A 23,159-nucleotide genomic window follows, 5' to 3' on the forward strand; every position below is an offset into this window, starting at 1 on the left:
CCGCACGAGATGAGGACGTGGGTTGCTCAAGTCTGCCCGCAAGCAGGAGAAGGACCCCGAGGGGCGCATGCCCCTCGTGGAGCACCTGCGCGAACTCCGCAACCGACTGGCGAAGGGTCTCCTCGCCGTCGCGGCGGTGACGATCGTGGCCCTCGTGTACAGCGAGGAGCTGATGCAGTTCCTGACGAAGTCCGTCCCCACCTGCCCGAAGGACGTCGTCAGCAACGGCGGAAACTGCGCGATCGTCTCCTTCAACACGCTGATGGCCCCGTTCAGCACGACCATCCAGCTCTCCCTGACGGCGGGCCTCGTCGTCGCCAGTCCCGTCTGGCTCTACCAGCTGTGGGCCTTCGTCGCGCCCGGACTGCACAAGAACGAGAAGAAGTACACGTACGCCTTCGTCGCCGCCGCCGTGCCGCTCTTCAGCGCCGGCGCCTACCTGGCGTACCTCATCCTGCCCGTCAGCGTGAAGGTCCTCATCAGCCTCACGCCCGAGGGCTCCGCGAACATCCTCTCGCTCGGTGACGTCCTCGACTTCACCCTGCGCATGGTGCTCGTCTTCGGCCTCGCCTTCGAGCTGCCGCTCGTCCTGGTCATGCTCAACCTGACCGGGGTGCTGACCGGCCGCCGGATGGCCGGCTGGTGGCGCGGCGTGATCATGGGCGTCTTCGTCTTCGGCGCCGTCATCACCCCCACCACCGACCCGATCGGCATGATCGCCCTGGCCGGGCCGATCACCGTCCTGTACTTCGGGGCCGTCGGCTTCTCCCTCCTCAACGACCGGCGGCGCAGGCGCAACGACCCCGACGCCGAACTCGGCGACGACGAGGCCTCCGCGCTCGACCTCGTGCCCGGGCCCGTCGGCGCCGTCGAGCCCGTGGGCGCCGCCCGCGCCCTGCCCGAGCAGGCCACCGGGGAGCCCGGCGGCGCGCACCGCCTCAACGGGTACGACGACATCACCTGATCCCGCGCGGCCCCCGGACCCCGTCCGGGGGCCGCGGCGCCCGGCGGTGCCGGGCCCGCCGCCGGCCACCGTCCCCGGGCCGCGCCGCCGCCCCCGGGTCCCGCGATAAAGGCCGCGTCACTGTCGGAGGGGGCGGGTAGGCTCGACAACAAGATGACAGAGGACCTCACACCAGCCGAGGCGTACGCGGCCGCCCGCGCCCGCAACGCCGAGCAGGCCACCGCGCTGGCCCCCTTCCGCGAGATGTACGACTTCGACCTGGACCCCTTCCAGATCGAGGCGTGCAAGGCACTCGAAGCGGGCAAGGGGGTGCTCGTCGCCGCGCCGACGGGCTCCGGCAAGACCATCGTCGGCGAGTTCGCCGTCCACCTCGCCCTCACGCAGGGCCGCAAGTGCTTCTACACGACCCCCATCAAGGCGCTGTCGAACCAGAAGTACGCCGACCTGGTCAAGCGGTACGGCCCCGGCAAGGTCGGCCTGCTCACCGGGGACAACAGCGTCAACGGCGACGCGCCGGTCGTCGTCATGACCACCGAGGTCCTCCGCAACATGCTCTACGCGGGCTCACAGGCCCTCTCCGGCCTCGGACACGTGGTCATGGACGAGGTGCACTACCTCTCGGACCGCTTCCGCGGCGCCGTCTGGGAAGAGGTGATCATCCACCTCCCCGAGTCCGTCACCCTCGTCTCGCTCTCCGCGACCGTCTCCAACGCCGAGGAGTTCGGCGACTGGCTGGACACCGTCCGGGGCGACACCGAGGTCATCGTCTCCGAGAGCCGCCCGGTGCCGCTCTGGCAGCACGTCCTCGCCGGGCGCCGGATGTACGACCTCTTCGAGGAGGAGACCGACCACGGGGGGCGCGGCGCCTCCCGGCGCGAGGTCAACCCCGACCTCCTCCGCCTCGCCCGCACCGAGAACACGCGCACGTACAACCCGCGCGACCGGCGGCGCGGCAAGATGGTCCGCGAGGCCGACCGCGAGCGGGAGCGCCGCCAGCGCTCCCGCATCTGGACCCCCGGCCGGCCCGAGGTCATCGACCGCCTCGACGCCGAGGGGCTCCTGCCGGCCATCACCTTCATCTTCAGCCGGGCCGGCTGCGAGGCCGCCGTGCAGCAGTGCCTCCACGCCGGACTCCGCCTCAACGACGACGAGGGACGGCAGCGGGTCCGCGAGATCGTCGAGGAGCGCACCGCCTCCATTCCCGCCGAGGACCTCCACGTCCTCGGCTACTACGAGTGGCTGGAGGCCCTGGAGCGGGGAATCGCCGCGCACCACGCGGGCATGCTCCCCACCTTCAAGGAGGTCGTGGAGGAGCTGTTCGTGCGCGGCCTCGTCAAGGCCGTCTTCGCCACCGAGACGCTCGCCCTCGGCATCAACATGCCGGCACGGTCCGTCGTGCTCGAGAAGCTCGTCAAGTGGAACGGCGAACAGCACGCCGACATCACCCCCGGCGAGTACACGCAGCTCACCGGACGCGCGGGGCGCCGCGGCATCGACGTCGAGGGCCATGCCGTCGTCCTCTGGCAGCGCGGTCTCGACCCCGGCCACCTCGCCGGTCTGGCCGGCACGCGCACCTACCCGCTGCGCTCCAGCTTCAGGCCGTCGTACAACATGGCGGTCAACCTCGTCGACCAGTTCGGCCGGCACCGGTCCCGCGAACTCCTGGAGACCTCCTTCGCCCAGTTCCAGGCCGACCGCTCCGTCGTCGGGATCTCCCGCCAGGTCCAGCGGAACGAAGAGGGCCTCCGGGGCTACCGCGAGGGCATGACCTGTCACCTGGGCGACTTCGAGGAGTACGCGCGGCTGCGCCGCGACCTCAAGGACCGCGAGACCGAGCTGGCCCGGCAGGGCGCCGCCCAGCGCCGTGCCCAGGCGGCCGGTTCCCTGGAGAAGCTGAAGCCCGGCGACGTCATCCACGTCCCCACCGGGAAGTTCGCCGGTCTCGCCCTCGTCCTCGACCCGGGCATCCCGGCGGGCCGCACCAACGGCCACCGGGGGTTCGAGCACCACGACGGCCCGCGCCCGCTCGTCCTCACCGCCGAGCGGCAGGTCAAGAGGCTCGCCTCCATCGACTTCCCGGTGCCGGTCGAGGCGCTGGACCGGATGAGGATTCCCAAGACCTTCAACCCGCGCTCCCCGCAGTCGCGCCGCGACCTCGCCTCGGCGCTGCGCAGCAAGGCCGGGCACATCAACCCCGAGCGGCACCGCAAGGACCGCTCCGCCGCCGCCGACGACCGCGAGATCGCCCGGCTGCGCACCGAGATCCGCGCCCACCCCTGCCACGGCTGCGACGAGCGCGAGGACCACGCCCGCTGGGCCGAGCGCCTCCACCGCCTCCAGCGGGACACCCAGCAGCTGGAGCGGCGCATCGAGGGCCGCACCAACACCATCGCCCGCACCTTCGACCGGATCGTCGCGCTCCTCACCGAGCTGGACTACCTGCGCGGCGACGAGGTCACGGACAACGGGAAGCGGCTCGCCCGGCTCTACGGCGAACTCGACCTGCTGGCGAGCGAGTGCCTTCGCGACCGCGTCTGGGAGGGGCTCACCCCGCCGGAACTCGCCGCCTGCGTCTCCGCGCTCGTGTTCGAGTCCCGTCAGGCCGACGACGCCGTGGCGCCCAAGCTGCCCACGGGCAACGCCAAGGCGGCGCTCGGCGAGATGGTCCGGATCTGGGGCCGCCTCGACGCCCTCGAGGAGGAGTTCAAGATCAACCAGGCGGAGGGGGTCGGGCAGCGCGAGCCGGACCTCGGGTTCGCCTGGGCGGCCTACCAGTGGGCCTCCGACAAGGGCCTCGACGAGGTGCTCCGCGAGGCGGAGATGCCGGCCGGGGACTTCGTCCGCTGGTGCAAGCAGGTCATCGACGTCCTGGGGCAGATCGCCGCCGCCGCGCCCAAGGAGAACAGCACCGTCGCCAAGAACGCCCGCAAGGCCGTCGACTCGCTGCTGAGGGGAGTCGTCGCCTACAGCTCGGTGGGCTGACGTCCCGTCTCCCCGCGAGGGGTTCCGGCCGGGTGTCCGTGGTGATCGCGCCACGGGCACCCGGCCGTCGTGTTTCCGGAGCCTCCGCGCCACGGGCACCGGGCCGTCGTCGTGTTTCCGGAGCCTCCGCGCGGCGGTCACCGGGGCGCGGGACCGTCGGGGCCGGCCGGGCGCCGCGGGGAAGGACGGGCGCCGCGGGGAAGGACGCCTGCCCGGAGGGGAGCCGGTCAGGCGCGGAGTTCCCCGACGGGAACGGCGGACGCGGAGGGGGCGTCCGCGCGGAGGGAGAGGACGGTGGCCGCCGCGCCGAGCAGCGCGATCGTCCCCGCGCCGGCCAGCGTCGCGGCGTCCGGCGCGAACAGGGCCTGACCGCGCAGGGCCTGCCAGGTCAGCAGGACGAAGACCGCCGCGTAGGTCCCGGAGGCCGTGAGGGCGAGGCGCAGCCGGACCCGTTCGCCGGCGAGTCGCGCGAAGCGGGCGGAGCGCGGTGCGAGGGCGGTCAGGACGACCAGGAGCAGCGGGAGCAGCTGGAGCGCGTGCATGCCGAAGAAGTGCGCCACGCGCAGGTCGCCGCCGGTGGTGGCCCAGCCGGTCAGCGGCATGGACGGGCCGCCGTCCGGGACGCCGACGCCGTGCGCGCCGACGACCGGCGGGTCGTCGGCCGCGCGCTGTTCCGGTGTCGGGATCACCATCAGGAAGCCGGCGGCCGCGCCCGCCAGGGCGATCAGCGAGGAGAGGCGGACGGTCCAGGCCATGGCCCGGTCGAGCATCCGGGCGCGCAGCAGGAGCAGGGCGATGACGAGGGCGCCGAGCCACAGGACGACCACGGTCGCCCCCATGATCCGGAAGACGGCGGAGTCGAAGGGGGTCGCCTGGTTGAAGTGGCTCCGGGTGCCCCGCACCACCTGGAGGGTGATGAGCGCCATCTCGATCGTGCTCGCGAGGGCGACCACCGTTCCGGCCCACCAGCCGGCGCGGCGGCCCCGGGGGAGCAGCGAGAGCATCCAGGAGAGGGAGAGGGCGTAGGCGACGAAGGAGAGCGAGAACTTGAGCGGCTTGGTCCAGATCGGCACGCCGGCCAGGACGCGGTCGTCGGTCACCAGGCCGACGGCGGAGACGAGGGCGAGAACGGCCATCGAGGCGGCGAACCGGACCAGGGGCCGGTGCGGCCGGGCGAGCGGGGCAGGTAAAGACATGCGTGTCCCCCCGTGGGAAGTATGGATAGTGGCACTAGCCGCTATCTGATAGCGCCACTATCTATGATGGGGGAGTGAGTCGGCAAGGCCGGCGGGTCATCAGAAAGGCGAGAAGCCGTTGCGCATCGGAGAGTTGAGCCGCAGGACCGGAGTGTCCGTGCCGACGATCAAGTTCTACGTGCGGGAAGGACTGCTTCCGCCCGGAGAGCTGACGAGCCCGAACCAGGCTTCGTACGGAGAGGCTCACGAACGGCGGCTCCGTCTGATCCGGGCGCTCCTCGACGTGGGAGGCCTGTCGGTGGCGGCGATCCGCGAGGTGCTGGGGGCGGTCGACGACCCGGACCGGCCGCTGCACACGGTCCTCGGCGAGGCGGCGGGCCAGGTGGTGCCGCGCTACCAGCGGGGGAACGGGAGCGGGGACGACGGCGCGGACGGGGACGGGACCGAACGGGCCGGGGAGAGGGTCGCCGCCCTGATCGCCGAACGGGGATGGCGCACGTACGAGGGGAACCCGGCGGCGGAGGCGCTGGCCGTGGCGCTCACCGCTCTCGAGGAAGCCGGCCACGGCGGGTTCGTGACGGTCCTGGACGCGTACGCGGACGCGGCGGAACGGGTGGCCCGGGCCGACCTGGAGTACGTGGCGCGGCATGTGGCCCGCGAGGAACTGGTGGAGAGCGTGGTCGTCGGCACGGTCATCGGTGACGCCGTCTTCGCCGCGCTGCGCCGCCTGGCCCATGTGGACGCGTCGGACCGGGTCTTCGGGCGGACGACCTGAGGGGAGGGGCGCCGGGCGGGGCGGGCGCGGGGCCGGGGGAGAAGGCCCCGGGCGGAGGGGGAGACGCCGGGGCGGGGGGGGGGGGGGGCCCCGGCGGGGGCCCCCCCCCCCCCCCCCACCCCCACCCCCCCCCCCCCCCCCCCCCCCGGGGGGGGCCCCCCCCGGGGGGGGGCGCCCCCCCCCCGGGGCCGGCGCCCCCCCCCCGGGGGGGGCGGGCCGCCGTCCTCGTACGGAAGGAGCCGTGCGGCCCGCCCCCCGAGGGGGACGGGCCGCCGCCGGCGCGGCTCCGCCGTCATGCCGGGGAGCGCGGGCTCCCGTGCCGGTGAGTGCCGCCCCGGTGCGCGGGAAGGCGTCCGGACGTCATCGCGCGGTCAGTGCCTCCGCCCGCGCCTGCCGGGGTCGTCGGGGTCGTCGAGACCCTCGACCTCGATCTCCTCCTTGCGGACCTCGCCCGACACGGTCTGCTCCTCCGTGACCTCGTCCGCCTTGAGGCTGACCCGCTCCACCGGGACGGTCCGGGTCTCCACCACCGGACGCTCCTCGTGGAGGACGACCTCGTGCTCGTCCTCGGTGAGCTCCGGGCCGGACATGGCCTCGTCGCGGTTGGCGTCCGTGATCGGCTCCCGCTCGATCCGTACCTCCTCGTGGCGCACGGGCACGGTCTGCTGGACCTCTTCCGTCACCACGTACTTGCGCAGCCTGACCCGGCCCGTCTCGGTGCGCTCGACGCCGACGTGCATCTGCTCCTCGGAACGGGTCATCGCGTCGTCGTCGCGCCTGCCCGCGGTCCGTCCGGCGGTGCCGCCCTCGGCGTACCCCTCCGTGGTGCCCGTGGTCCCGGTCCCGGCGGCGGTCCCGGTCCCGGTTCCGGTCCCGGAGTGCGCCCATCCGCCCTGGCCGGGCTGGTTGGCCTGCTGCCAGGCGTCGTCCCAGGCGATGCCGTAGTGCTCGAAGAGGCGGTGCTCCTCGTTCTCGGAGAGGTGGCCGCCCGCGTCGACGTCCACGTTGGGCGCGTCCTTGATGGTGGACTTGGGGTACGGGACCTCCAGGTGGTCGTCGACCAGGTTCGCGTCCTTGATCGGGACGAAGGATTCACTGGTGCCGAACATGCCGGTCTTCACCGTGACCCATTCCGGCAGGCCGGTCGCGTCGTCGACGAAGATGTGCTTCGCCTCGCCGACCTTCTTCCCCTCGGCGTCGTAGACGGGGTGGTCCAGCACGGCGTGGATCTGCTCTCGGGCGATCATGTCGACCCTCCTGCTCTCTCTCGTCACGTTCACCGGAGCCTCTTACCACTCGAACCAGTTGGAAACGGCATAAATCAATCTAATTATGTTGATGGATCAACTCTTCGGGTCCGGTGCGCGCGAAGGCCCCCACCGCCGCGCGGTGGGAGCCTTCGGGGTTCCGGTGGAGCCGGGAGGAGGTCAGGCGGCCGGCGGGACCCGGGACGGGCGGCCCGAGCCGCGCGTCAGGACGTAGCCGCCGATGCCCGCCAGCGCGCCGAGGACACCGCCCGCGAGGGTCCACAGCCAGCGGTCGGACCACCATCCGGAGGCCCAGCCGTCCTCCGGGGCCGCCGCCTCGACGGCGGAGGGCCGGCCCGCGTCGGCGTCGGCCTCCGCCCGCTCGGCGGTCGTCGCCCCCGGCACCAGCGGCACGGCGAGCGCCCCGTCCGTGGCGTGGGCGCCGCCCCTGTCCCGGACGTCCACGCCGATCCGGGCGCCGAACGGCTGGCCCAGGTCCTCGTCCGGCAGGTTCACGACGGTCAGGCGCACGTGGTAGCTGCCGGGCAGCGGATCGTTCGACCAGGCGTCGGCCGAGGCGCGGACCGGGCGCAGCGCGCAGGCGAGTTCCACGGTCGCGGCCTCCTTCGCCGCCGTGCGCGCCTGCGTGCCGTAGGCACACGACTGGCGGCGGCGCAGCCCGTCGTACACGTCGATCCGCCAGGTGGAGGGCCCGTGCCGCAGGGCCGTGTCGGGCAGGGTGACCGTGGCCTTCACCGTCGGCCGCTGCCCGGTGTCGGCGGGGAACACCCAGTACAGGTAGTCACCCGTGGCGGCCGTCGCCGTCGCCTGCTGCCCCGGCAGGAACCGCGCGGCGGTGCGGAAGGTGGTGCCCGCCTCCGTCGGCCCCCCGGCGGGACGGTCGCCCGCCGTGGGCGACGGGGAGTCGGCGGGGGCGGCCGGGCCCGCGGGCCCGAGCAGCGCCGCGCCCGCGAGCGCGGCCGTGACGAGCGTGCGTGCGGTGCGCATCAGTGGGTCCTCCAGACGGCGAAGCGCCAGCGGGACAGCCAGCCCCAGAGCAGACCGGCCAGGAAGCCGGCGAGCACCAGCGTGCCGAGCAGCCACCAGCCCCGGCCGAGCCCGAACGAGGCCACGTCCGAGGCGGACGCGGGACCGTCGACGACGTCCACGGCCAGCTCGATCGGCATGCCGGGCGTCGTCCTGACCGACGGGGGAGCGGAGAAGGAGTTGCTGACCTGGAGGCAGACCGTCTCCGCGACCGGCTTGTCTTCGGAGCCGGAGCCGGAGCCGTCCACCTCCGCCTTCGGGTAGCGCAGTCCGGTCGATATCACGTCCGTACGGCCGTCGCCCGCCTCGGAGCCGCGGGTGATCTCCCGGCCGTGGCGGGTGACGGCGCGCAGCAGCACCCCGTAGTCGTTGTGGACGGCGCGGTCGGCCGACACGCTGACGGAGGCGCGCAGTTCCTGCCCGGGCAGCAGCTCCACCCGGTACCAGCGGTGCTCGCCGAACGCCTCGCGGTCCGTGTACAGGCCGGGCTTCAGCTCCGGCGCGTCGGCGCACCGCGCGGTGCCCCGGGCCGCGACGGGCGTGACGACCGGGTCGGCCGCACGATCGACCAACTGGCGGACTCTCCGGGAGAGTTCCTCGGTGCGGTGGACCGAGGTGTACGTCCCGCCGGTCGCCTCCGCGATGCAGGTGAGCTGCTGCCGGGTCCTGGCGTCCGGCACCAGGCCCAGGGTGTCGATGACGAGGTGGATGCCCTTCGCCGCGATCTCCCGCGCCACCTGGCAGGGGTCGAGCGGGGCGCAGGTGTCCTCGCCGTCCGTGATGAGCACGATCCGGCGGGTGGCGTCCCCGCCCTCCAGGTCCTTCGCGGCGCCGAGCAGCGCCGGACCGATGGGGGTCCAGCCGGTGGGAGCCAGGGTGGCCACCGCCGTCTTGGCCTCGGTCCGGTCGAGCGGCCCCACCGGATAGAGCTGCCGGGTGTCCTTGCACCCCTGTTTGCGGTCCCGTCCCGGGTAGTCGGCCCCCAGGGTGCGGATGCCGAGCCGCACCTCCGCGGGCACCGCGTCCAGCACCTCGTTGAAGGCCTGTTTGGCGGCGGCCATGCGGGACTTGCCGTCGATGTCCTGGGCCCGCATGGAGCCGCTGACGTCGAGCACCAGCTCGACCTTGGGGGGTTCCTTCGCCGCGGGCGCGTCCGCGGCCGCGCCCGTCGGCAGGAGCGCGGCGCCCAGGGCGGCGAGCAGCGCGCAGGCCCCGGTCGCCAGCCGTTTTCTCGTGATCATCGCCGGATCGTATTGATGATCGTCCGACAAACCAAAACCGGAGGGGCGGCGGAGGTCCGGGGCGCGGTCGGGGTGGTCCGGGGGCCGCGCCGTCAGGAGGAGGGGCCGGAGTCCTCGGCGTCACCGTCGGGGAGGGGCCGGACCCGTACGGCGTGGGCGGGGTCCTGGTGTCCTCCCGAGGGCATGACGCGCACCTCGCCGCGGTCGCTGATCTCCGCGCGGATGATGCCGGTCGCGTCGGTGTAGATGGGGTGGCCCCCGGAGCCCTTGTAGGTCGTGCGCTCCACGACCACCACGTCCTGGGTGGCACCCGTGACGTCCGTGAAAACCAGCTCGTATCTGGATATGCTCATTTGCCCTATTTTACGCCCCTTTGCAGTGCCCTCCGTCAGTCGTACCCGCAGGCACCGTACGCAAGGGGCGCGGCACGCGGAAGGGGGCGGTGCGACGGCCTTCACGGGGGCGGGCGGCGGGTGCGGGGCGGGCGGGTGCGGGGTCCGGCCCGTCCCGCGCCCTGAGCCGCCTTCCCCGGCGTCCGGCGCCACGACGGCCGCTCTCCCCGGTCCGACCGCCTCCGTGGCGTCCCGCGCCCGCGAAGCACCCCGCCCGCTGATGGTGAGCCGGGAGGCGGCACCGCCCGGCCCGGCCGGGCGACCCCACGTCCTCCGGTCGCGCGCGTGGGCGGACGACGGCCGTCCGGGCCGAGGCGGGGGCGCGCGACCGCTCCGGCCGTGTGCGCGGACGACGGCCTCCCGGCCGGCGGGAGAATCCCTGATCTCCCGTCACCGGCCGCGACCGCGGGCGGACATCGGGGATGAGGACGCGGGTCCGGGGTAGCCGAAGCCCATCACACCCACTAGGGAGGAATCATGGGTCTCGGAGCTTTCATCATTCTGATCGCGGTGGGGGCGATTCTCACGTTCGCGTCGGACTGGCAGATGGACGGGGTCAACCTCGACCTGGTCGGCCTGATCCTCATGGCCGTCGGCATCATCGGTACGGCGGCCTACGTCAGCGTGCTGCGCCGCCGCCGGATGGTCGTTCCCCCGGTCGCCCCCACGGTGGCCCAGGACGACCGGCGGGACCTGCTCTGAGTGGACGGGCCCGCACTCACCTCCGGGAAGCGCGACGCGAGAGGGGCGACCACGGACAGGACGTGGTCGCCCCTCTCGCTCTTCCACCGTCTCTTCCGCCGTCCGTCTCCGGATGCCCACTCCCTTCCCCGTTCTCCGTGCTCCCGCCCGTTCCGCGTCTCCCGCGTCTCCCGCCCCTTGCGCTCCGGGACCGGGGTGCCGCCGCCGCTCACCGGTCCACCGTCACCGCCGCGTGGATGACCTTGCCGTCCGGCCGGGTGTCCACGGTGACCTCGCGGCACAGGCGCAGCACGATCGGCCAGCCGAAGCCGCCGGTCCGCAGTTCGTCGCGGAGGTCGTACCGGGGAGCCTGCCCGCTGGAATCGGCCACGGACACGGTCACGCGGTCCTCCCCGACGGCGATCCCGAAGTCGGTCACCCCGCCTCCGTGCCGGTGCGCGTTCGTCACCAGTTCCGACGTGACGAGCAGCAGGTCCTCGACCTGGTCCGACGGCAGCGGGCCGAGGGCCGCGAGGGTGTGGCAGACCAGTTCCCGCGCCTCGGCGGGCGTGCTGACCGCCGGCGGGCCGTGGGTTCCGGTGCCGGGAGGGGGTGTCGCGGCCACCGGCCCGCGGGACCGGGTGTCGCTCCGGGTGTTCATCACGGGTCCCTTTCTTCCTGATTCATCAACAGGTGATGCAATTCGCCTGCCCGGTCGCACAGAAGTGATGCGCGCCACTCCCGGGGGTGAAGTCGCCGTTCTCACAGGAATGGGGACGGGAAGCGGGGGTACGCGGGCCGGGACCGCTCAACGGACACGGTGAAAAAGGAGGTTGTCCCGTGCGGACCGAGATGGCCGAGGCGAAGACGACGCACGCGACGGACGATGCGCATGAGGACCTGCCCGTTGTCGAGGCCCCCCACGAGGTCGCCCCGCAGGACGCGCGGGCTCTGACGAAGGTGTTCCTCCGCGAACTGGCGGAGCGGGAGGAGGGCACCGAGGAGTACCAGTACGTCCGGAACACCCTCATCGAGATGAACATGTCGCTCGTGCGGTACGCGGCGGGCCGTTTCCGGGCGCGTGCCGACGAGATGGAGGACATCGTCCAGGTCGGCATGATCGGCCTCATCAAGGCGATCGACCGCTTCGACCTCGCGCGCGAGGTGGAGTTCCCCACCTTCGCGGTGCCGTACATCGTGGGGGAGATCAAGCGGTTCTTCCGCGACACCACCTGGGCGGTGCACGTCCCCCGCCGTCTCCAGGAGGCGCGGGTCGAGCTGGCGAAGGCGACCGACGAGCTGAGTTCCCGGCTGGGCCGGGCTCCCCGGGTGGCGGAGCTGGCGGTGCTGATGGGGCTCTCCGAGGAGGAGGTGGTCGAGGCCCAGCTCGCCTCCAACGGGTACAACTCCACGTCGCTGGACGCCGCGATCGGCGGCGACGAGGAGGACGAGGCGGCCCTGGCCGACTTCATCGGCGAGGAGGACCCGGCTCTCGAACTGTTCGAGAACTTCCACACCCTGGCCCCGCTCGTGGTGGCCCTCGACGAGCGCGACAGGCTGCTGCTGCACCTCCGCTTCGTCGAGGAGCTGACGCAGGCGCAGATCGGCGAGCGGCTCGGCGTCTCCCAGATGCACGTCTCGCGGCTCCTGGCCCGCAGCCTGAACCGGCTGCGCGAGGGGATGCTGGCGGAGTCCGGCACCGGGAAGTGAACGGCGGTCACGCGTGGGGCCGGCCGGGGCGCGTCCCGGCCGGCCCCACGCGTCCGGTCCGGACTACCAGATCGCCTCGACCCACTCCGGGTGGTCGATGAACGGGTTCCGGTTGCCCTGGTAGGTGCCGAAGACGATGTCGTTGCGGCGCTCCTCGAAGGCGCTCGGCGGGTCCTGCTCGTTCCAGCGCTTCAGGACCGAGAGGCGCCCGTGGAAGCGGGTGCCGCCGTTGGAGGTCGACTCGTTGGGCTCCAGGTCCGGCCGGCCGTCGTCGCCCTCGTAGCGGACCGCCATGTAGAGGATCATGCGGGCCACGTCGCCCTTGTCGGCGTCGCGCGGCTCGAAGGAGTCGGCGTCCGTGTAGCTGCCGGGCGCGCCGCCGACGGGGCTGCCGCCCATGTCGAAGTCCTTGTTGCCGCGCGTGCTGTTGACCTGGACGTCCGTCGCGCGCAGGTGGTGCAGGTCGGTTCCGGGACCGGCCGAGGTGCCGAAGTCGCCGTGGGACTGGGCCCAGGTGTGTTCGCGGTTCCAGTTGCCGACGGAGCCGCCGCTGAGGGACTTGGCGCGCGAGACGCCGCTGTAGAGCAGGAGCACGTTGGCGGAGTTGTTCGGGTCCTGGTCGAGGGTCTTCAGCGCGTTCCAGACCGCGTCGTACGAGATCCTGGTCTGGTTGCCGATGATCGTGTGCAGCGAGGACTTGAGGGCCGGGCCCGTCTTGCCGATCGCGTTCTTGTAGTACGTGCTGTCGTGGGCGGTGGTCGTGGCGCTCGCGGGAGTCGCGGTGACGGCGGGGAGGGTGAGGGTGACGAGGGCGGCGGCTATGGATGCCGCCCAGGCCTTCCGACGGCGGGGCTGTGCAGCGGACATGGGGGTGCCCTTTCCCGGGGACGTCACGCGGTGGAGCACGGGGCCGGGCTCAAGGGCACCGTGTTCTACGCGTGTTGACTTCTTGTCAGCGGGGAGCGTGGCACGGGGGAGCGGTCCTTCGTGTAACCGGGAGGAGGCGTTTCCGTGACGTTCTCGCATACGCGGGCACCGGACGTCCGCCCCGCCCGTCCGGGGCGCGTCATCCGCCCCGGACGTCCACCGGCATCCCCTTCGGCTCCTTGATCCGCTTCATGATGATCTGCGAGTTGACCTCCGTGACCCCGGCCAGCGTCGTCAGCCGCTCGATCCACAGCCGTTCGTACGCCGCGAGGTCCGCCACCGCGATCCGCAGCAGGCATCCCGGGCTGCCGAACAGCCGGTACGCCTCGATCACGTCCGGCACGTCCTGGAGCGCCTCCTCGAAGGCCTCCACCGTCTCCCGGTCCCGCCGCACCTCCACCGAGACCAGCACCTCGAACCCCCGCCCGACCGCCTCCGGGTCGATGACCGCCCGGTAGCCCCGGATCACCCCGTCCTGTTCCAGCTGGCGCACCCGCCGCAGGCAGGGGGAGGGGCTCAGGCCGACCCGCTGGGCCAGCTCCTGGTTGCTCAGCCGGCCGTCGTTCTGGAGCTCGCGCAAGATGTGAAGGTCAATTCGGTCCATGGAGCAATTTTCTACCACGCTGAAACCTTTTCCCGGCTTCTTTTGCAATCGCCTTGCGCACCCTTTGTCCTATCCTTGCGGCTGCACAGGGGCCCACCCCGCCGGACGGAGAACCGCCGGCGCCGGACGGGGCCCACCAGTACGGGTCGAAGACCTCCGGGCAGGGAGTCGGGACGGCAGCCATGAAGCGGACGCACGACGGGGAGACGCGCAGGATCGTCGTCATCAGCACCGGCGGCACGATCGCCAGCCGCTGGCAGGGCACCGGCTACGCGGCCGATGCCTCGGGCGACGACGTCCTGGCCACCGCACCCCTCCCCGAGGGCGTCGCCGTCGAGGTCGTGGACCTCTTCAACGTCAACAGCTCGCGCATGACGGCCGCCCACCAGCTCGCCCTCCTGCGCACCGTCCACGAGACGCTCGCGGACCCCGGCGTCGACGGCGTCGTGGTCACCCACGGAACCGACACCCTGGAGGAGACGGCCTTCCTCCTGGACCTGCACCACACCGACGCCCGCCCGGTCGTCCTCACCGGAGCCCAGCGCCCCTTCGGCACCGGCGACGGCGACGGCCCCGGCAACCTGTACGACGCGCTCCAGGTCGCCTCCACCGTCCGCGACCTCGGCGTCCTCGTCGTCTTCGACGGACGCGTCCACGCGGCGCGCGGCACCGTGAAGTCCCACACCCTCGCCGCCGACGCCTTCTCCGACCCGTCCGGGGAGCGCCTGGGCCGCGTCGGGTTCTCCCGCGTCGACATCGAGCGGCAGCCGGAACGCACCGCCCCGCTCCCCCTGCCCGCCGCCGCGCGCACGGCGTCGCCCGGCGCCCCCGGGGCCGTCCCGCTGCCCCGCGTCGACATCGTGACGCACCACTCCGACGGCGACCCTCTCCTCCTGAACGCGGCCGTCGCCGCCGGCGCCCGGGGCGTCGTCCTCGTCGCCACCGGCGCGGGCAACGCCACCCCCGAGATCGCCGCCGCCGTCGCGGACGCGGTCGCCGGGGGAGTCCTCGTCGCCGTGACCACCCGCGTCCCCGCCGGACCGCTGGCCGAGATCTACACCGGCGGCGGCGCGGTCGACCTGGTCGCCGCCGGAGCGCTCCTCACCGGCACCCTCCGCGCCGGCCAGGCCCGGATCGCGGTCCTCGCCGCGCTCCTCGCGGAAGAGGGCGGCGCGGGCGACCCGGCCCGTGCCACCGTCCTGCTGCGACGCCTCCTCGACGGCCCGGTCCGCGCGGAACCGGCCCTCGCCACCGGCGGCTCCCGCTCGGCCTCGGCCGTCGCCGCCCGCGCCTGACCGGCGCCCCGAGAACCCGGCTCGCGGGCGGAGCCCCCCAGCCCGCCCGCGAGCCGGAACCAACCCCCCCCGTGCGGGGCCCGTCAGGCGAGCCGCAGGGTCACGAACGGGACCGTGTCGCCCGGCAGGACGTACCGCTCCACCTCCGCGAAGCCCCGCGCCAGGGCGAACCGCAGCCCTTCCTCGTTGGAGGCCAGGACCACCGTCTCCACGCCCTCGCCGCCCAGCGTCCGCGCGTGCGCGAGTCCCCGCTCGTACAGGACGGTCCCGATGCCCCGTCCCCGGAACCCGGGCAGCGTCCTGGCGATGACGGTCGCCGCCGGGGTCTCCCCGTCCGGCGGACGCACCGTCGAACAGCCCACCGCCACGTCCCCGAGGTACGCGACGTCCAGCAGGTTCCGGCCCGCGCGCTCGCGCACCTCGCCGGGGGAGAGCACGGCCGTGGGGACGACCGTGTTGTGGACGGTGCGCCAGTCCGCGAGCCGCGCCCCGCTCCGCGCCCGCTCGACACGAAGATCGTTCATCCCGGCGGACAACCGCGACGGAACGCGGCCGGTCAACCCCTTTCCGGGCCCGCGCGCACCCGGGAGGGCGCGTCCGTACGGGTGGGGGCGGGGCCCCCGCGGCGGCCCCGGCCCCCGAACGGGTACGGATCGCTGCACTGTTCCCGGCCAGGAGGAAGCCGTCCCATGCCCGTCCGCAAGGGCGCCCCCGCGCTGCTGAGCGCCGGCACACTGTGCGCGGCCCTGTTGCTCACCGGCTGCGCGGGCCCCGCCACTCCGCCCGCGACCGCCCCGACCACCGCAGCCGCCGCGCCCGCCGGCGGCGCCCACCCCCACCCGGGCCCGCCGGGAGCGCCCGGCGGCCCCGCCTCCGTCCCGGCCCCCGCCTCCCGGCTCCCGGGCACCGGACCCGTCACCCACGCCTCCGTCCCCGCCGGCACCTCCCAGGTCCTCCTGGTCACCGGCGCCACCCCCGACTCCAACACCTCCACCGCGACGCTCCACGTACGGGACCGGGCCGGCCGCTGGAAGACGCAGGCCGGGCCCTGGCCCGCCCACAACGCGCTCCGGGGCTGGACCGCCGACCACGACGCGGGCGACCTGCGCACCCCGATCGGGGTCTTCCGGCTGGGCGACGCGGGCGGCCGGCTGCCCGATCCCGGCACCCGCCTCCCGTACGACCAGGACGAGCGGTTCGCGGTCAGCGGCACCGGCTTCGCGGGCGAACCCCTCGAAGGCTCCTTCGACCACGTGATCGCCATCGACTACAACCGGGTGCCCGGCCGCACGCCGCTGGACAGGGAACGCCCCCTCGGCGCGGAGAAGGGCGGCGGCATCTGGGTCCACGTCGACCACGGCGGCCCCACCCAGGCCTGCGTGTCCCTGGAGCGCGGGGCCATGCGCGAACTGCTCCGTGCCCTCGACCCGGCCCGGCAGCCCGTCGTGCTCATGGGCCCGGCGACCGAACTGGCCCGCTGACGCGGCCCGGCCGGACGGCGGCGGCTCGCAACGGCGCGACGGTTCTCGGCGGGGTGCCGGACCGCCGCGGCGTGCCGGACTCCCGCCGGTCGCCGGGCACCCGTCGCGAGGGGCGGGCCCGACGAGCCGCCCCCGACGCGCCGGCCCGTGACGTCCGGTCCCGGCGCGAGGAGTCCGGCGCGAGGAGCCCGGCCACGACGACGGCGGGACTCCCGGCCACCGCCGGGAGTCCCGCCGCCCGTCCTCTCCGCTCAGTTGCCGCCGGACGTGACGGCGCCCCGGAACGAGGCCGTGTGGTCACGGACCTGTTCCGGCGTCAGGTAGGCGTCGGTGTACTCGAAGTCCCGCAGCGTCCCCGCCTTGGAGGCCAGGAACCCGGTCCGCACGTAGTCGTCCCCGGCCACGGCGTTGAGCAGCCAGTTCGTCATCACCCGGGTCTTGGCCACGTTGGTCCGCAGCGCGCCCCAGTGGTAGGCGCGGGCCACGGCCTGCGCCGGCATCCCGTGCAGCTCCACGCCGAGCGGTTTCGAGACCCCGTCCATTCCGCCGAGGTCCACCACCAGCCCCAGGTCCTTGTGCCGGTACGGGTGGGTCGGCTCGCCGCGCAGGGTCGAGACCAGGTTGTCGGCGACCGCCTTGCCCTGCCGCATCGCGTGCTGGGCCGTCGGCGGGCAGATCGCGCCCTCCTCGCCCTTGGCGAGGTCGGGCACCGCCGCGGCGTCCCCGAGCGCCCACACCCCGTCGAGGCCCGGCACGGCCATCTCGGGCGAGACGGCGGCCCGGCCCTTGACGGTCTCCGTGCCGAGCGTCCCGATCAGGGGGCTCGCGGCCACTCCGGCCGTCCAGATCAGCGTCCGGCTGGGCAGCACCCGCCCGTCCGTGAGCGTCACCGCCTTCTCGTCCACCGAGGCCACCGACACGCCGAGCGACACCTCGATGCCGCGCCGGGTGAGGATGTCCATCGCCGCCCTGCCCAGCTTGTCGCCCAGTTCGGGCATGAGCTTCGGCGCGATGTCCACCAGGTGCCACTTGATGAGGGACGGGTCGAGCCGGGGGTACCGCTCGACCGCGTTCCGGGTGAGGAGCTGGAGACAGGCCGCGGTCTCCGTCCCGGCGTAACCGCCGCCGACGACCACGAACTGCAGCCGCGCGGCCCGTTCCGCCTCGTCGTTGCTCGCGTCCGCCAGGTCCAGCTGGGCGATGACGTGGTCGCGGATGTACGCGGCCTCCGCGAGCGTCTTCATCCCGCGCGCGTGCTCGGTGAGACCCGGGATGTCGAACGTGCGGGTCACGCTGCCGGGCGCGAGCACGAGGTGGTCGTACGGCTCGTTCACGTACTCGCCGGAGATCGTCCGCACCACGCAGACCTTCGCCGCCGTGTCGATCCCGACCACGCCCCCGGGGACGATCCGGGTCCGGTGCCGCTGGCTGCGCCGCAGCGACAGGGCGACCGACTGCGGGGTCAGGACCCCCGCGGCCACCTGGGGGAGCAGGGGGAGGTAGAGCTGGTACGAGAACGGCGAGAGGAGCGTGATGACCGCCTCCCGCTCCGCCAGCCGCCGTTCGAGCCTCCGTACACAGGCGACTCCGGCGAAGCCGGCGCCCACCACGAGAATCCTCGGTCGCGTCACGCTGTCCGCCTTCCGTATGAGCGTGCAGGGAGCCATGGGTCGTGCCTGAGGGCAATCATGTAAGACTTTTTCGCTGGATAACCCTTGTTCACTCTTTTTATCGCCATTGCGGCCGAATCGCTCTTCGACGCGATCCGCCCCGGCCCGGTGCCGTACGCCACCGGTCCATGATCCCGGCTACCCGCTCACGGCCGTTCTCACCGGCTTCTCCGCCACGGGGCGGGCGCGCGGGTCAGAGGACCACGATCCCCAGGGGCCGCGCACCCGCCGCGACCCGGCGGGTGGCGCCCGTGACGAGATCGACGACGGTCAGGCCGTCCCAGTGGCCGTCCCGGGTGAACCCGCCGGTCACATAGGCGGTGCGGCCGTCCCGGGACACGGCCACGTCCTCGTGCGGCCCCTCCAGCGGATGGATCCGCTCGGTCCCGTCCGGCGCGCGCACGGTCAGGGAGGGGCCGTCGTCCGCCGCCGGGTCGACCGGACCCGTGCCCACGGCGAGCAGCCTCCCGTCGGCGGTCACGGCGACACCGTGCTGGTGCGTGTTCGCCGTCATCGGCTCGACCGCCGTCCGGCCCGTCCGGGGATCGACCACGGCGAGCCGCTCGCCCTCGAACGGCAGCAGCAGCTTCCCGTCCGAGGGCCGCACCGCCGCGTAGTGCGGTTTGAGCCAGGAACCGAGCCCGCCCTCCGTGCCGTACGGGGCCACCTCCACCCGCCGGGGTTCCAGCGTCCCCGCCGGGACGACCGTGACGTCGAAGGAGTCGTGGTTCGTCACGTACACCTCGGCGCCGTCCCGCGACACGTCCACGTCGAACGGGCGCCGTCCGGCCGGCACCGTGCCGACGACCCGCGCCGCCGCCGTGTCGATCACCTCCAGGACGCCGTTCCCGCCGGGCACGTGGACCCCCACGTACGCCCGCCGCCCGTCCGGCGCGAGCGCGATGCCCATGCCGCCGCCCCGGTACTCGCCCGTGGTCACGGGCCCGGTCGCCGTCCGGTACGGGATCAGCGCGAGCCGTTTCCGGGCCGCGACGTCCACCACCGCCACCCCCTCGGCGGTCGCCACCCAGGCGCGCCCGTCGGCGCCGAGGGCCAGGCCGTACGGCGCGGCACCCGCCTCCACGGACCCGACGGCTCCCCGCCCGGGGTCCACGAAGGTGACCGTGTCGGAGCCGAAGTCGGTGACGAGCAGCGTGCCGGGCGCGGCCCCTCCGCCGGAGGAGGGCGACGCCGCGCCGGAGGGAGCGGTGCCCGCCGGGCCCGGCGCGGACGAACCGGCCACGGACCCTTCCCCGGCCGCCCCGGGGGCCGTGCCCCCGGCCCCCGGGGCGCACCCCGCCAGCAGGACGGCCGCCACCGCCCCGGGCACGAGGGCACGGGCGGCGCGGGACGGACGGCGGAACTTCGTCATGACGGACTCCTCGGTGCGGCGGCCGCGCGGGGGCGGGCCCGCGCCCTGCCCCGATCCTCCGCCCGCGTCCGCGTCCCCGGGGTCCGCCGTTCGGACGACACGGGGGTCGTCCGGAAGCCCGGCCGGCCGTCCCGGCCGGCCGCCGGCCCGGCGATCGCGGACGGTCGCGGGTCCGGCGGCCGTGTGCCCGGAGGGCGGTGGGCCGGGCCGGGTCACGCCGTCGCGAGGCCGTCCAGGAAGCGCAGCGCCCGCTCGGCGCAGAGCGCCGTCGCCTCCGGCACGAAGGACGGCGTGCCGCGCTCCGCGAACAAGTGCGCGCTCCCCGGATACAGGAACAGCTCCCGGTTCGCCGCGCCCGCCACCAGCTCGCGTGCGGCCGCCAGGTCTCCGTCGTCGGTGAAGTACGGGTCCGCGTCCATCCCGTGCACCTGGACGGGCACGCCCTCCGGCCACTCCTCCGCGAAGGCGTCCACCGGCAGGCAGCCGCCGATCAGAAGGGCGCCGAGGGCTCCGGGCCGGGTCTGCGCCAGTTTCTGCGCGGGCATCACGCCGAGCGAGAACCCGGCGTAGACGAGGCGTTCCGGCAGCTCGTCGGCGATCCGGCCGGCGCGCTCCGTGAAGCCGGTCCGCGAGGCGTGGGCGACCCCCTCCGCCAGATCCCCGAAGGTGCGCCCTCCGTACAGATCGGGCACGTGCACCGTGTGCCCCGCCCGTCGCAGCCCGTCGGCGAACGCCTCCACGCCCTCCGTCAGCCCGAGCGAGTGATGGAAGAGCAGTACTTCGGCCATGTCGCCGTCCCCTTGTCTCCGTGCGTGTCCCGCCCCCTCGCGGCGCGGGCCGTCCCGGTGGGCAGCATGGCGCACGGCACCGACAGCGCCCGGTCCGGCTATCGCAGCGGCCGGTGCGGGACGACGGCGCCCGCCTGGCCCATGACGCCCATGGGGCCGGTGACGCCCATCGGGCCCCCGGCGCCGCCCGGCCCGGCCTGGCCGCCCGGCCCGGCCTGGCCCCGCGGGCCCAGCGGGGCGTTCGGCCCCGCCGGGCCGCCGGGACCGGCGTGGGGCGCGCCCGCGCGCGCGTGCGAGGCGGCTCCCTGCGGGGCGGGACCGCCCTGCGGGGGCGCCGGGATGACCCGGCTCAGGTCCCGCAGGACCTCCTCCGCGACCTGGCGGACGTCACCGGGAACATCCCCCCGCTCCCGTATGAGCTCGGCGTAGATCGGTGCCGTGCCGTCCGCGTGGTTCATGGGGTTCGCTTCTTTCGTCTGCGCCGGTTCCGTCACCGGCAGGGCGACGGCGAGTCTACGGGGCGCCGCCGACACGCCCGGGATCGGGAGTCCGCCGTGACCTCCGCCGACGGCCGCCGGTCCGATAATCACTGTCCTTCCCGGTCCTCTTCGCCAAGAATGGATCATCGAAACACCACGGGAGGGGACCCCATGAGCCAGGACACCCTGACTCTGCACGACCTGATGCCGTCCGACGAGCTCGCCGACGCCCTCGCCGACGGGCACGTGACGCGGAAACCGCACCCCGCGCTGCCGCTGTCGATCTACACGTACACGCGCGCGTGCCAGTACGCCCAGCACTGGAACCGGGCCACCCTCCGCTGCCGCGGCCTCGTCGCCGACGACACCGGGCGCGTCGTCGCGCTGCCGCTCCCCAAGTTCTTCAACCTCGCCGAACACACCACCGGCAGCCCCTACGCGCCCCCGCTGCCCGACGAACCCTTCGAGGTGTACGACAAGGTCGACGGCAGCCTCGCCGTGGTCTTCCACTACGCGGACCGCTGGCACGCCGCCTCCAAGGGCTCCTTCACCAGCTCCCAGGCCGTCTGGGCGCAGCGCCGGCTCGACGCCGCCGACACCACGGGCCTGACGCCCGGCGTCACCTACCTCGCGGAGATGGTCTACCCGGGCAACCGCGTCGTCGTGAACTACGGCGAGCGCCGCGACCTCGTCCTGCTCGCCGCCTTCGGCCCGGACGGCGCCGAGGTGCCGCTGGCCGAGGCCGCCGCCTCCTGGGCGCCCCTCGGCAGCGTCGTCCGCACCTGGTCCGTCGCGAGCGTCGCCGAACTCGTCGCCCTCACCGAGTCCAGCACCCTGCCGGGCGGCCGCCCGGCCACCGGCACCGAAGCCGAGGGATTCGTCCTGCGCTTCGCCTCCGGCCTGCGCGCCAAGGCCAAGCTCGGCGAGTACGTCCGCCTCCACAAGGTGCTCACCGGGGTCACCGAGCGGGACATCTGGCGCGGCCACGGCATCCAGCGCTTCGCCGGCCTGCCCGCCACGCGGCTCGCCAAGGGCCTCGGCTGCGCCGTCACCGACGTCGAGGCCTCCGGCGGCAAGCCCCTCGACGCCCTCCTGGAGCAGGTCCCCGACGAGTTCGACCACTGGGTGCGCGGGGTGATCGACCGCCTGGAGGCCGCCGCCGCCGACCGCGAACGGGCGGTGGACGAGGAGTACGCCCGCCTGGCCCACCTCGCCGGCGACCGGGCCGCCTTCGCCCGCGCGGCCGCCGCCCTGCCCGACCGGGGCCTGCGCGCCGCCCTCTTCCAGCGCCTCGACGGACGCCCCACCGACCTCCTCGTCTGGCGGCAGGTCCGCCCCGAGGCCACCGACCCCTTCGCCCACGACGAGGAGAACTGAGACCGTGCCCGTCGTCCACGTCATGACCGGCCTTCCCGCCTCGGGGAAGACGACGGCCGCCCGCGCCCTCCAGGCCGGCGCCGAGGGACGCGTGCGCCGCGTCAACCTCGACGACCTGCGTGCCATGCTCGACCTGCCCGACCCGGAGAACGGCCGTTCGCACACGCGGGAACAGACCGTCCTCGCCGTCCAGGACGCCGCCGTCCGCGCGGCCGTCGACGGCGGCTTCGACGTCGTCGTCGACAACACCCACCTGACCCCGCACATCCCCAAGCGGCTCAAGGCCGCCGTCGCGGGCCTGGACGTCACCTTCGCCGTCCACGACTTCACCGCCGTGCCCGTCGACGAGTGCGTCCGCCGCGACGCCGCCCGCGAGCGGTCCGTCGGCGAGGAGATCATCCGCGTCCTCGCCGGCAAGCACGCCAAGGCCGTCCGGGGCGGCTGGCGCCTCACCGCCGACTGGCTCAACGACCGCCCGGCCGTCGAGCCCTACGTTCCCGACCCGGCGCTCCCCACCGCCGTCATGTGCGACATCGACGGCACCCTCGCCCTGCGCGTCGACCGCGGCCCGTACGACTTCACCCGCTGCGACCGCGACGTGCTCAACGTCTCCGTGCGCGACGCCCTGAAGGCCTTCCGGGACGCCGAGGACGACCGGATCGTCCTGCTCTCCGGGCGCAGCGAGGACCACCGCGCCCTCACCGAGGCCTGGCTCGCCCGCCACGGGGTGCCCTACGACGAACTGTGGATGCGGGCCTCCGGCGACGGCCGGGGCGACGACCTCGTCAAGGCGGAGCTCTTCGACGCCCACGTGCGCCACCGCTACGCCGTGCGCGTCTCCCTCGACGACCGCGACCGCGTCGTCGCCCTCTGGCGCCGCATCGGCCTGCCCACCTGGCAGGTCAACTACGGCGCCTTCTGAGCGGACCGG

General features: G+C 74.0%; 22 protein-coding genes. 9 read left to right on the top strand and 13 right to left on the bottom strand.

The window, feature by feature from the left end:
• The first annotated feature begins 67 nt into the window (after window positions 1–67).
• Both tatC and ACZ3IL_RS20205 read left to right on the top strand, forming a co-directional pair.
• Window positions 68–964 (top strand): twin-arginine translocase subunit TatC, encoded by an 897-nt coding sequence (gene tatC, locus ACZ3IL_RS20200; protein WP_467392053.1) that lies wholly within the window; start codon window positions 68–70, stop codon window positions 962–964.
• 153 nt (window positions 965–1,117) lie between these two features.
• Window positions 1,118–3,946, top strand: a complete 2,829-nt coding sequence (locus ACZ3IL_RS20205; RefSeq protein ID WP_467391792.1) for a DEAD/DEAH box helicase — start codon at window positions 1,118–1,120, stop codon at window positions 3,944–3,946.
• Window positions 3,947–4,173: 227 nt separating this feature from the next.
• Here the strand turns inward: ACZ3IL_RS20205 and ACZ3IL_RS20210 are convergent, their stop codons facing one another.
• A complete protein-coding gene (locus ACZ3IL_RS20210; protein WP_467391793.1) occupies window positions 4,174–5,142 on the bottom strand; it encodes a hypothetical protein in 969 nt (322 codons plus the stop codon).
• Window positions 5,143–5,299: 157 nt separating this feature from the next.
• Here ACZ3IL_RS20210 and ACZ3IL_RS20215 point away from each other — a divergent pair, with 157 nt between their 5' ends.
• Window positions 5,300–5,917: a MerR family transcriptional regulator gene (locus ACZ3IL_RS20215; RefSeq protein ID WP_467391794.1), complete on the top strand. Its 618-nt coding sequence runs from the start codon at window positions 5,300–5,302 to the stop codon at window positions 5,915–5,917.
• A 371-nt stretch (window positions 5,918–6,288) separates the two neighbouring features.
• On the opposite strand, the gene ACZ3IL_RS20220 is transcribed toward ACZ3IL_RS20215, so the two are convergent.
• The 4 genes from ACZ3IL_RS20220 to ACZ3IL_RS20235 form a co-directional block, all read right to left on the bottom strand.
• On the bottom strand, window positions 6,289–7,164 hold the full coding sequence (locus tag ACZ3IL_RS20220) for a DUF2382 domain-containing protein (protein WP_467391795.1): 876 nt from the start codon (window positions 7,162–7,164) through the stop codon (window positions 6,289–6,291).
• 180 nt (window positions 7,165–7,344) lie between these two features.
• On the bottom strand, window positions 7,345–8,172 hold the full coding sequence (locus ACZ3IL_RS20225) for a hypothetical protein (protein ID WP_467391796.1): 828 nt from the start codon (window positions 8,170–8,172) through the stop codon (window positions 7,345–7,347).
• Window positions 8,172–9,452 carry a VWA domain-containing protein gene (locus ACZ3IL_RS20230; RefSeq protein WP_467391797.1) on the bottom strand — a complete coding sequence of 427 codons (1,281 nt, stop codon included), beginning with the start codon at window positions 9,450–9,452 and terminating at the stop codon, window positions 8,172–8,174. Before ACZ3IL_RS20230 ends, ACZ3IL_RS20225 begins: the two co-directional genes overlap by 1 nt.
• Before the next feature lie 92 nt (window positions 9,453–9,544).
• Window positions 9,545–9,805 carry a DUF6296 family protein gene (locus tag ACZ3IL_RS20235; RefSeq protein ID WP_467391798.1) on the bottom strand — a complete coding sequence of 87 codons (261 nt, stop codon included), beginning with the start codon at window positions 9,803–9,805 and terminating at the stop codon, window positions 9,545–9,547.
• A 516-nt stretch (window positions 9,806–10,321) separates the two neighbouring features.
• Here ACZ3IL_RS20235 and ACZ3IL_RS20240 point away from each other — a divergent pair.
• Window positions 10,322–10,546, top strand: coding sequence for a DUF6458 family protein (locus ACZ3IL_RS20240; RefSeq protein WP_467391799.1), 225 nt, complete (start codon window positions 10,322–10,324; stop codon window positions 10,544–10,546).
• 208 nt (window positions 10,547–10,754) lie between these two features.
• Here the strand turns inward: ACZ3IL_RS20240 and ACZ3IL_RS20245 are convergent, their stop codons facing one another.
• Window positions 10,755–11,186: an ATP-binding protein gene (locus ACZ3IL_RS20245; RefSeq protein ID WP_467391800.1), complete on the bottom strand. Its 432-nt coding sequence runs from the start codon at window positions 11,184–11,186 to the stop codon at window positions 10,755–10,757.
• Between the two features lie 191 nt (window positions 11,187–11,377).
• Between ACZ3IL_RS20245 and ACZ3IL_RS20250 the strand changes: the two genes are divergently transcribed.
• Window positions 11,378–12,235 carry an RNA polymerase sigma factor SigF gene (locus ACZ3IL_RS20250; RefSeq protein ID WP_467392055.1) on the top strand — a complete coding sequence of 286 codons (858 nt, stop codon included), beginning with the start codon at window positions 11,378–11,380 and terminating at the stop codon, window positions 12,233–12,235.
• A gap of 63 nt (window positions 12,236–12,298) precedes the next feature.
• Here ACZ3IL_RS20250 and ACZ3IL_RS20255 read toward each other — a convergent pair whose 3' ends face one another.
• A complete protein-coding gene (locus ACZ3IL_RS20255) occupies window positions 12,299–13,102 on the bottom strand; it encodes an endonuclease I family protein (RefSeq protein WP_467391801.1) in 804 nt (267 codons plus the stop codon).
• Window positions 13,103–13,301: 199 nt separating this feature from the next.
• Entirely contained in the window at window positions 13,302–13,766 is a 465-nt protein-coding gene (locus tag ACZ3IL_RS20260; protein WP_467391802.1) for an Lrp/AsnC family transcriptional regulator, read from the bottom strand.
• 182 nt (window positions 13,767–13,948) lie between these two features.
• Between ACZ3IL_RS20260 and ACZ3IL_RS20265 the strand changes: the two genes are divergently transcribed.
• A complete protein-coding gene (locus tag ACZ3IL_RS20265; protein WP_467391803.1) occupies window positions 13,949–15,061 on the top strand; it encodes an asparaginase in 1,113 nt (370 codons plus the stop codon).
• 83 nt (window positions 15,062–15,144) lie between these two features.
• Here ACZ3IL_RS20265 and ACZ3IL_RS20270 read toward each other — a convergent pair whose 3' ends face one another.
• Window positions 15,145–15,585: a GNAT family N-acetyltransferase gene (locus ACZ3IL_RS20270; protein WP_467391804.1), complete on the bottom strand. Its 441-nt coding sequence runs from the start codon at window positions 15,583–15,585 to the stop codon at window positions 15,145–15,147.
• 165 nt (window positions 15,586–15,750) lie between these two features.
• On the opposite strand from ACZ3IL_RS20270, the gene ACZ3IL_RS20275 reads away from it, so the two are divergent.
• Entirely contained in the window at window positions 15,751–16,542 is a 792-nt protein-coding gene (locus ACZ3IL_RS20275; protein WP_467391805.1) for a hypothetical protein, read from the top strand.
• Between the two features lie 251 nt (window positions 16,543–16,793).
• Here the strand turns inward: ACZ3IL_RS20275 and ACZ3IL_RS20280 are convergent, their stop codons facing one another.
• The 4 genes from ACZ3IL_RS20280 to ACZ3IL_RS20295 form a co-directional block, all read right to left on the bottom strand.
• Window positions 16,794–18,173, bottom strand: coding sequence for an NAD(P)/FAD-dependent oxidoreductase (locus ACZ3IL_RS20280; protein ID WP_467391806.1), 1,380 nt, complete (start codon window positions 18,171–18,173; stop codon window positions 16,794–16,796).
• 232 nt (window positions 18,174–18,405) lie between these two features.
• Entirely contained in the window at window positions 18,406–19,584 is a 1,179-nt protein-coding gene (locus ACZ3IL_RS20285; protein WP_467391807.1) for a YncE family protein, read from the bottom strand.
• A 212-nt stretch (window positions 19,585–19,796) separates the two neighbouring features.
• Window positions 19,797–20,372, bottom strand: a complete 576-nt coding sequence (locus ACZ3IL_RS20290) for a dienelactone hydrolase family protein (protein WP_467391808.1) — start codon at window positions 20,370–20,372, stop codon at window positions 19,797–19,799.
• 98 nt (window positions 20,373–20,470) lie between these two features.
• Window positions 20,471–20,830, bottom strand: a complete 360-nt coding sequence (locus ACZ3IL_RS20295; protein ID WP_467391809.1) for a hypothetical protein — start codon at window positions 20,828–20,830, stop codon at window positions 20,471–20,473.
• 192 nt (window positions 20,831–21,022) lie between these two features.
• On the opposite strand from ACZ3IL_RS20295, the gene ACZ3IL_RS20300 reads away from it, so the two are divergent.
• Entirely contained in the window at window positions 21,023–22,228 is a 1,206-nt protein-coding gene (locus ACZ3IL_RS20300) for an RNA ligase (RefSeq protein ID WP_467391810.1), read from the top strand.
• A 4-nt stretch (window positions 22,229–22,232) separates the two neighbouring features.
• Window positions 22,233–23,150: a phosphatase domain-containing protein gene (locus tag ACZ3IL_RS20305; RefSeq protein ID WP_467391811.1), complete on the top strand. Its 918-nt coding sequence runs from the start codon at window positions 22,233–22,235 to the stop codon at window positions 23,148–23,150.
• Window positions 23,151–23,159: the final 9 nt, after the last annotated feature.

It is taken from the genome of Streptomyces sp. NPDC014907 (assembly GCF_055562975.1).

Coding starts and splice junctions, on each gene's coding strand:
- ACZ3IL_RS20270 (WP_467391804.1), bottom strand. CDS start 15,585: ATGAACGATCTTCGTGTCGAGCGGGCGCGGAGCGGGGCGCGGCTCGCG.
- ACZ3IL_RS20205 (WP_467391792.1), top strand. CDS start 1,118: ATGACAGAGGACCTCACACCAGCCGAGGCGTACGCGGCCGCCCGCGCC.
- ACZ3IL_RS20275 (WP_467391805.1), top strand. CDS start 15,751: ATGCCCGTCCGCAAGGGCGCCCCCGCGCTGCTGAGCGCCGGCACACTG.
- ACZ3IL_RS20290 (WP_467391808.1), bottom strand. CDS start 20,372: ATGGCCGAAGTACTGCTCTTCCATCACTCGCTCGGGCTGACGGAGGGC.
- ACZ3IL_RS20240 (WP_467391799.1), top strand. CDS start 10,322: ATGGGTCTCGGAGCTTTCATCATTCTGATCGCGGTGGGGGCGATTCTC.
- ACZ3IL_RS20225 (WP_467391796.1), bottom strand. CDS start 8,172: ATGCGCACCGCACGCACGCTCGTCACGGCCGCGCTCGCGGGCGCGGCG.
- ACZ3IL_RS20255 (WP_467391801.1), bottom strand. CDS start 13,102: ATGTCCGCTGCACAGCCCCGCCGTCGGAAGGCCTGGGCGGCATCCATA.
- ACZ3IL_RS20245 (WP_467391800.1), bottom strand. CDS start 11,186: ATGAACACCCGGAGCGACACCCGGTCCCGCGGGCCGGTGGCCGCGACA.
- ACZ3IL_RS20300 (WP_467391810.1), top strand. CDS start 21,023: ATGAGCCAGGACACCCTGACTCTGCACGACCTGATGCCGTCCGACGAG.
- ACZ3IL_RS20220 (WP_467391795.1), bottom strand. CDS start 7,164: ATGATCGCCCGAGAGCAGATCCACGCCGTGCTGGACCACCCCGTCTAC.
- ACZ3IL_RS20235 (WP_467391798.1), bottom strand. CDS start 9,805: ATGAGCATATCCAGATACGAGCTGGTTTTCACGGACGTCACGGGTGCC.
- ACZ3IL_RS20210 (WP_467391793.1), bottom strand. CDS start 5,142: ATGTCTTTACCTGCCCCGCTCGCCCGGCCGCACCGGCCCCTGGTCCGG.
- ACZ3IL_RS20285 (WP_467391807.1), bottom strand. CDS start 19,584: ATGACGAAGTTCCGCCGTCCGTCCCGCGCCGCCCGTGCCCTCGTGCCC.
- ACZ3IL_RS20260 (WP_467391802.1), bottom strand. CDS start 13,766: ATGGACCGAATTGACCTTCACATCTTGCGCGAGCTCCAGAACGACGGC.
- ACZ3IL_RS20265 (WP_467391803.1), top strand. CDS start 13,949: ATGAAGCGGACGCACGACGGGGAGACGCGCAGGATCGTCGTCATCAGC.
- tatC (WP_467392053.1), top strand. CDS start 68: ATGCCCCTCGTGGAGCACCTGCGCGAACTCCGCAACCGACTGGCGAAG.
- ACZ3IL_RS20295 (WP_467391809.1), bottom strand. CDS start 20,830: ATGAACCACGCGGACGGCACGGCACCGATCTACGCCGAGCTCATACGG.
- ACZ3IL_RS20230 (WP_467391797.1), bottom strand. CDS start 9,452: ATGATCACGAGAAAACGGCTGGCGACCGGGGCCTGCGCGCTGCTCGCC.
- ACZ3IL_RS20250 (WP_467392055.1), top strand. CDS start 11,378: ATGGCCGAGGCGAAGACGACGCACGCGACGGACGATGCGCATGAGGAC.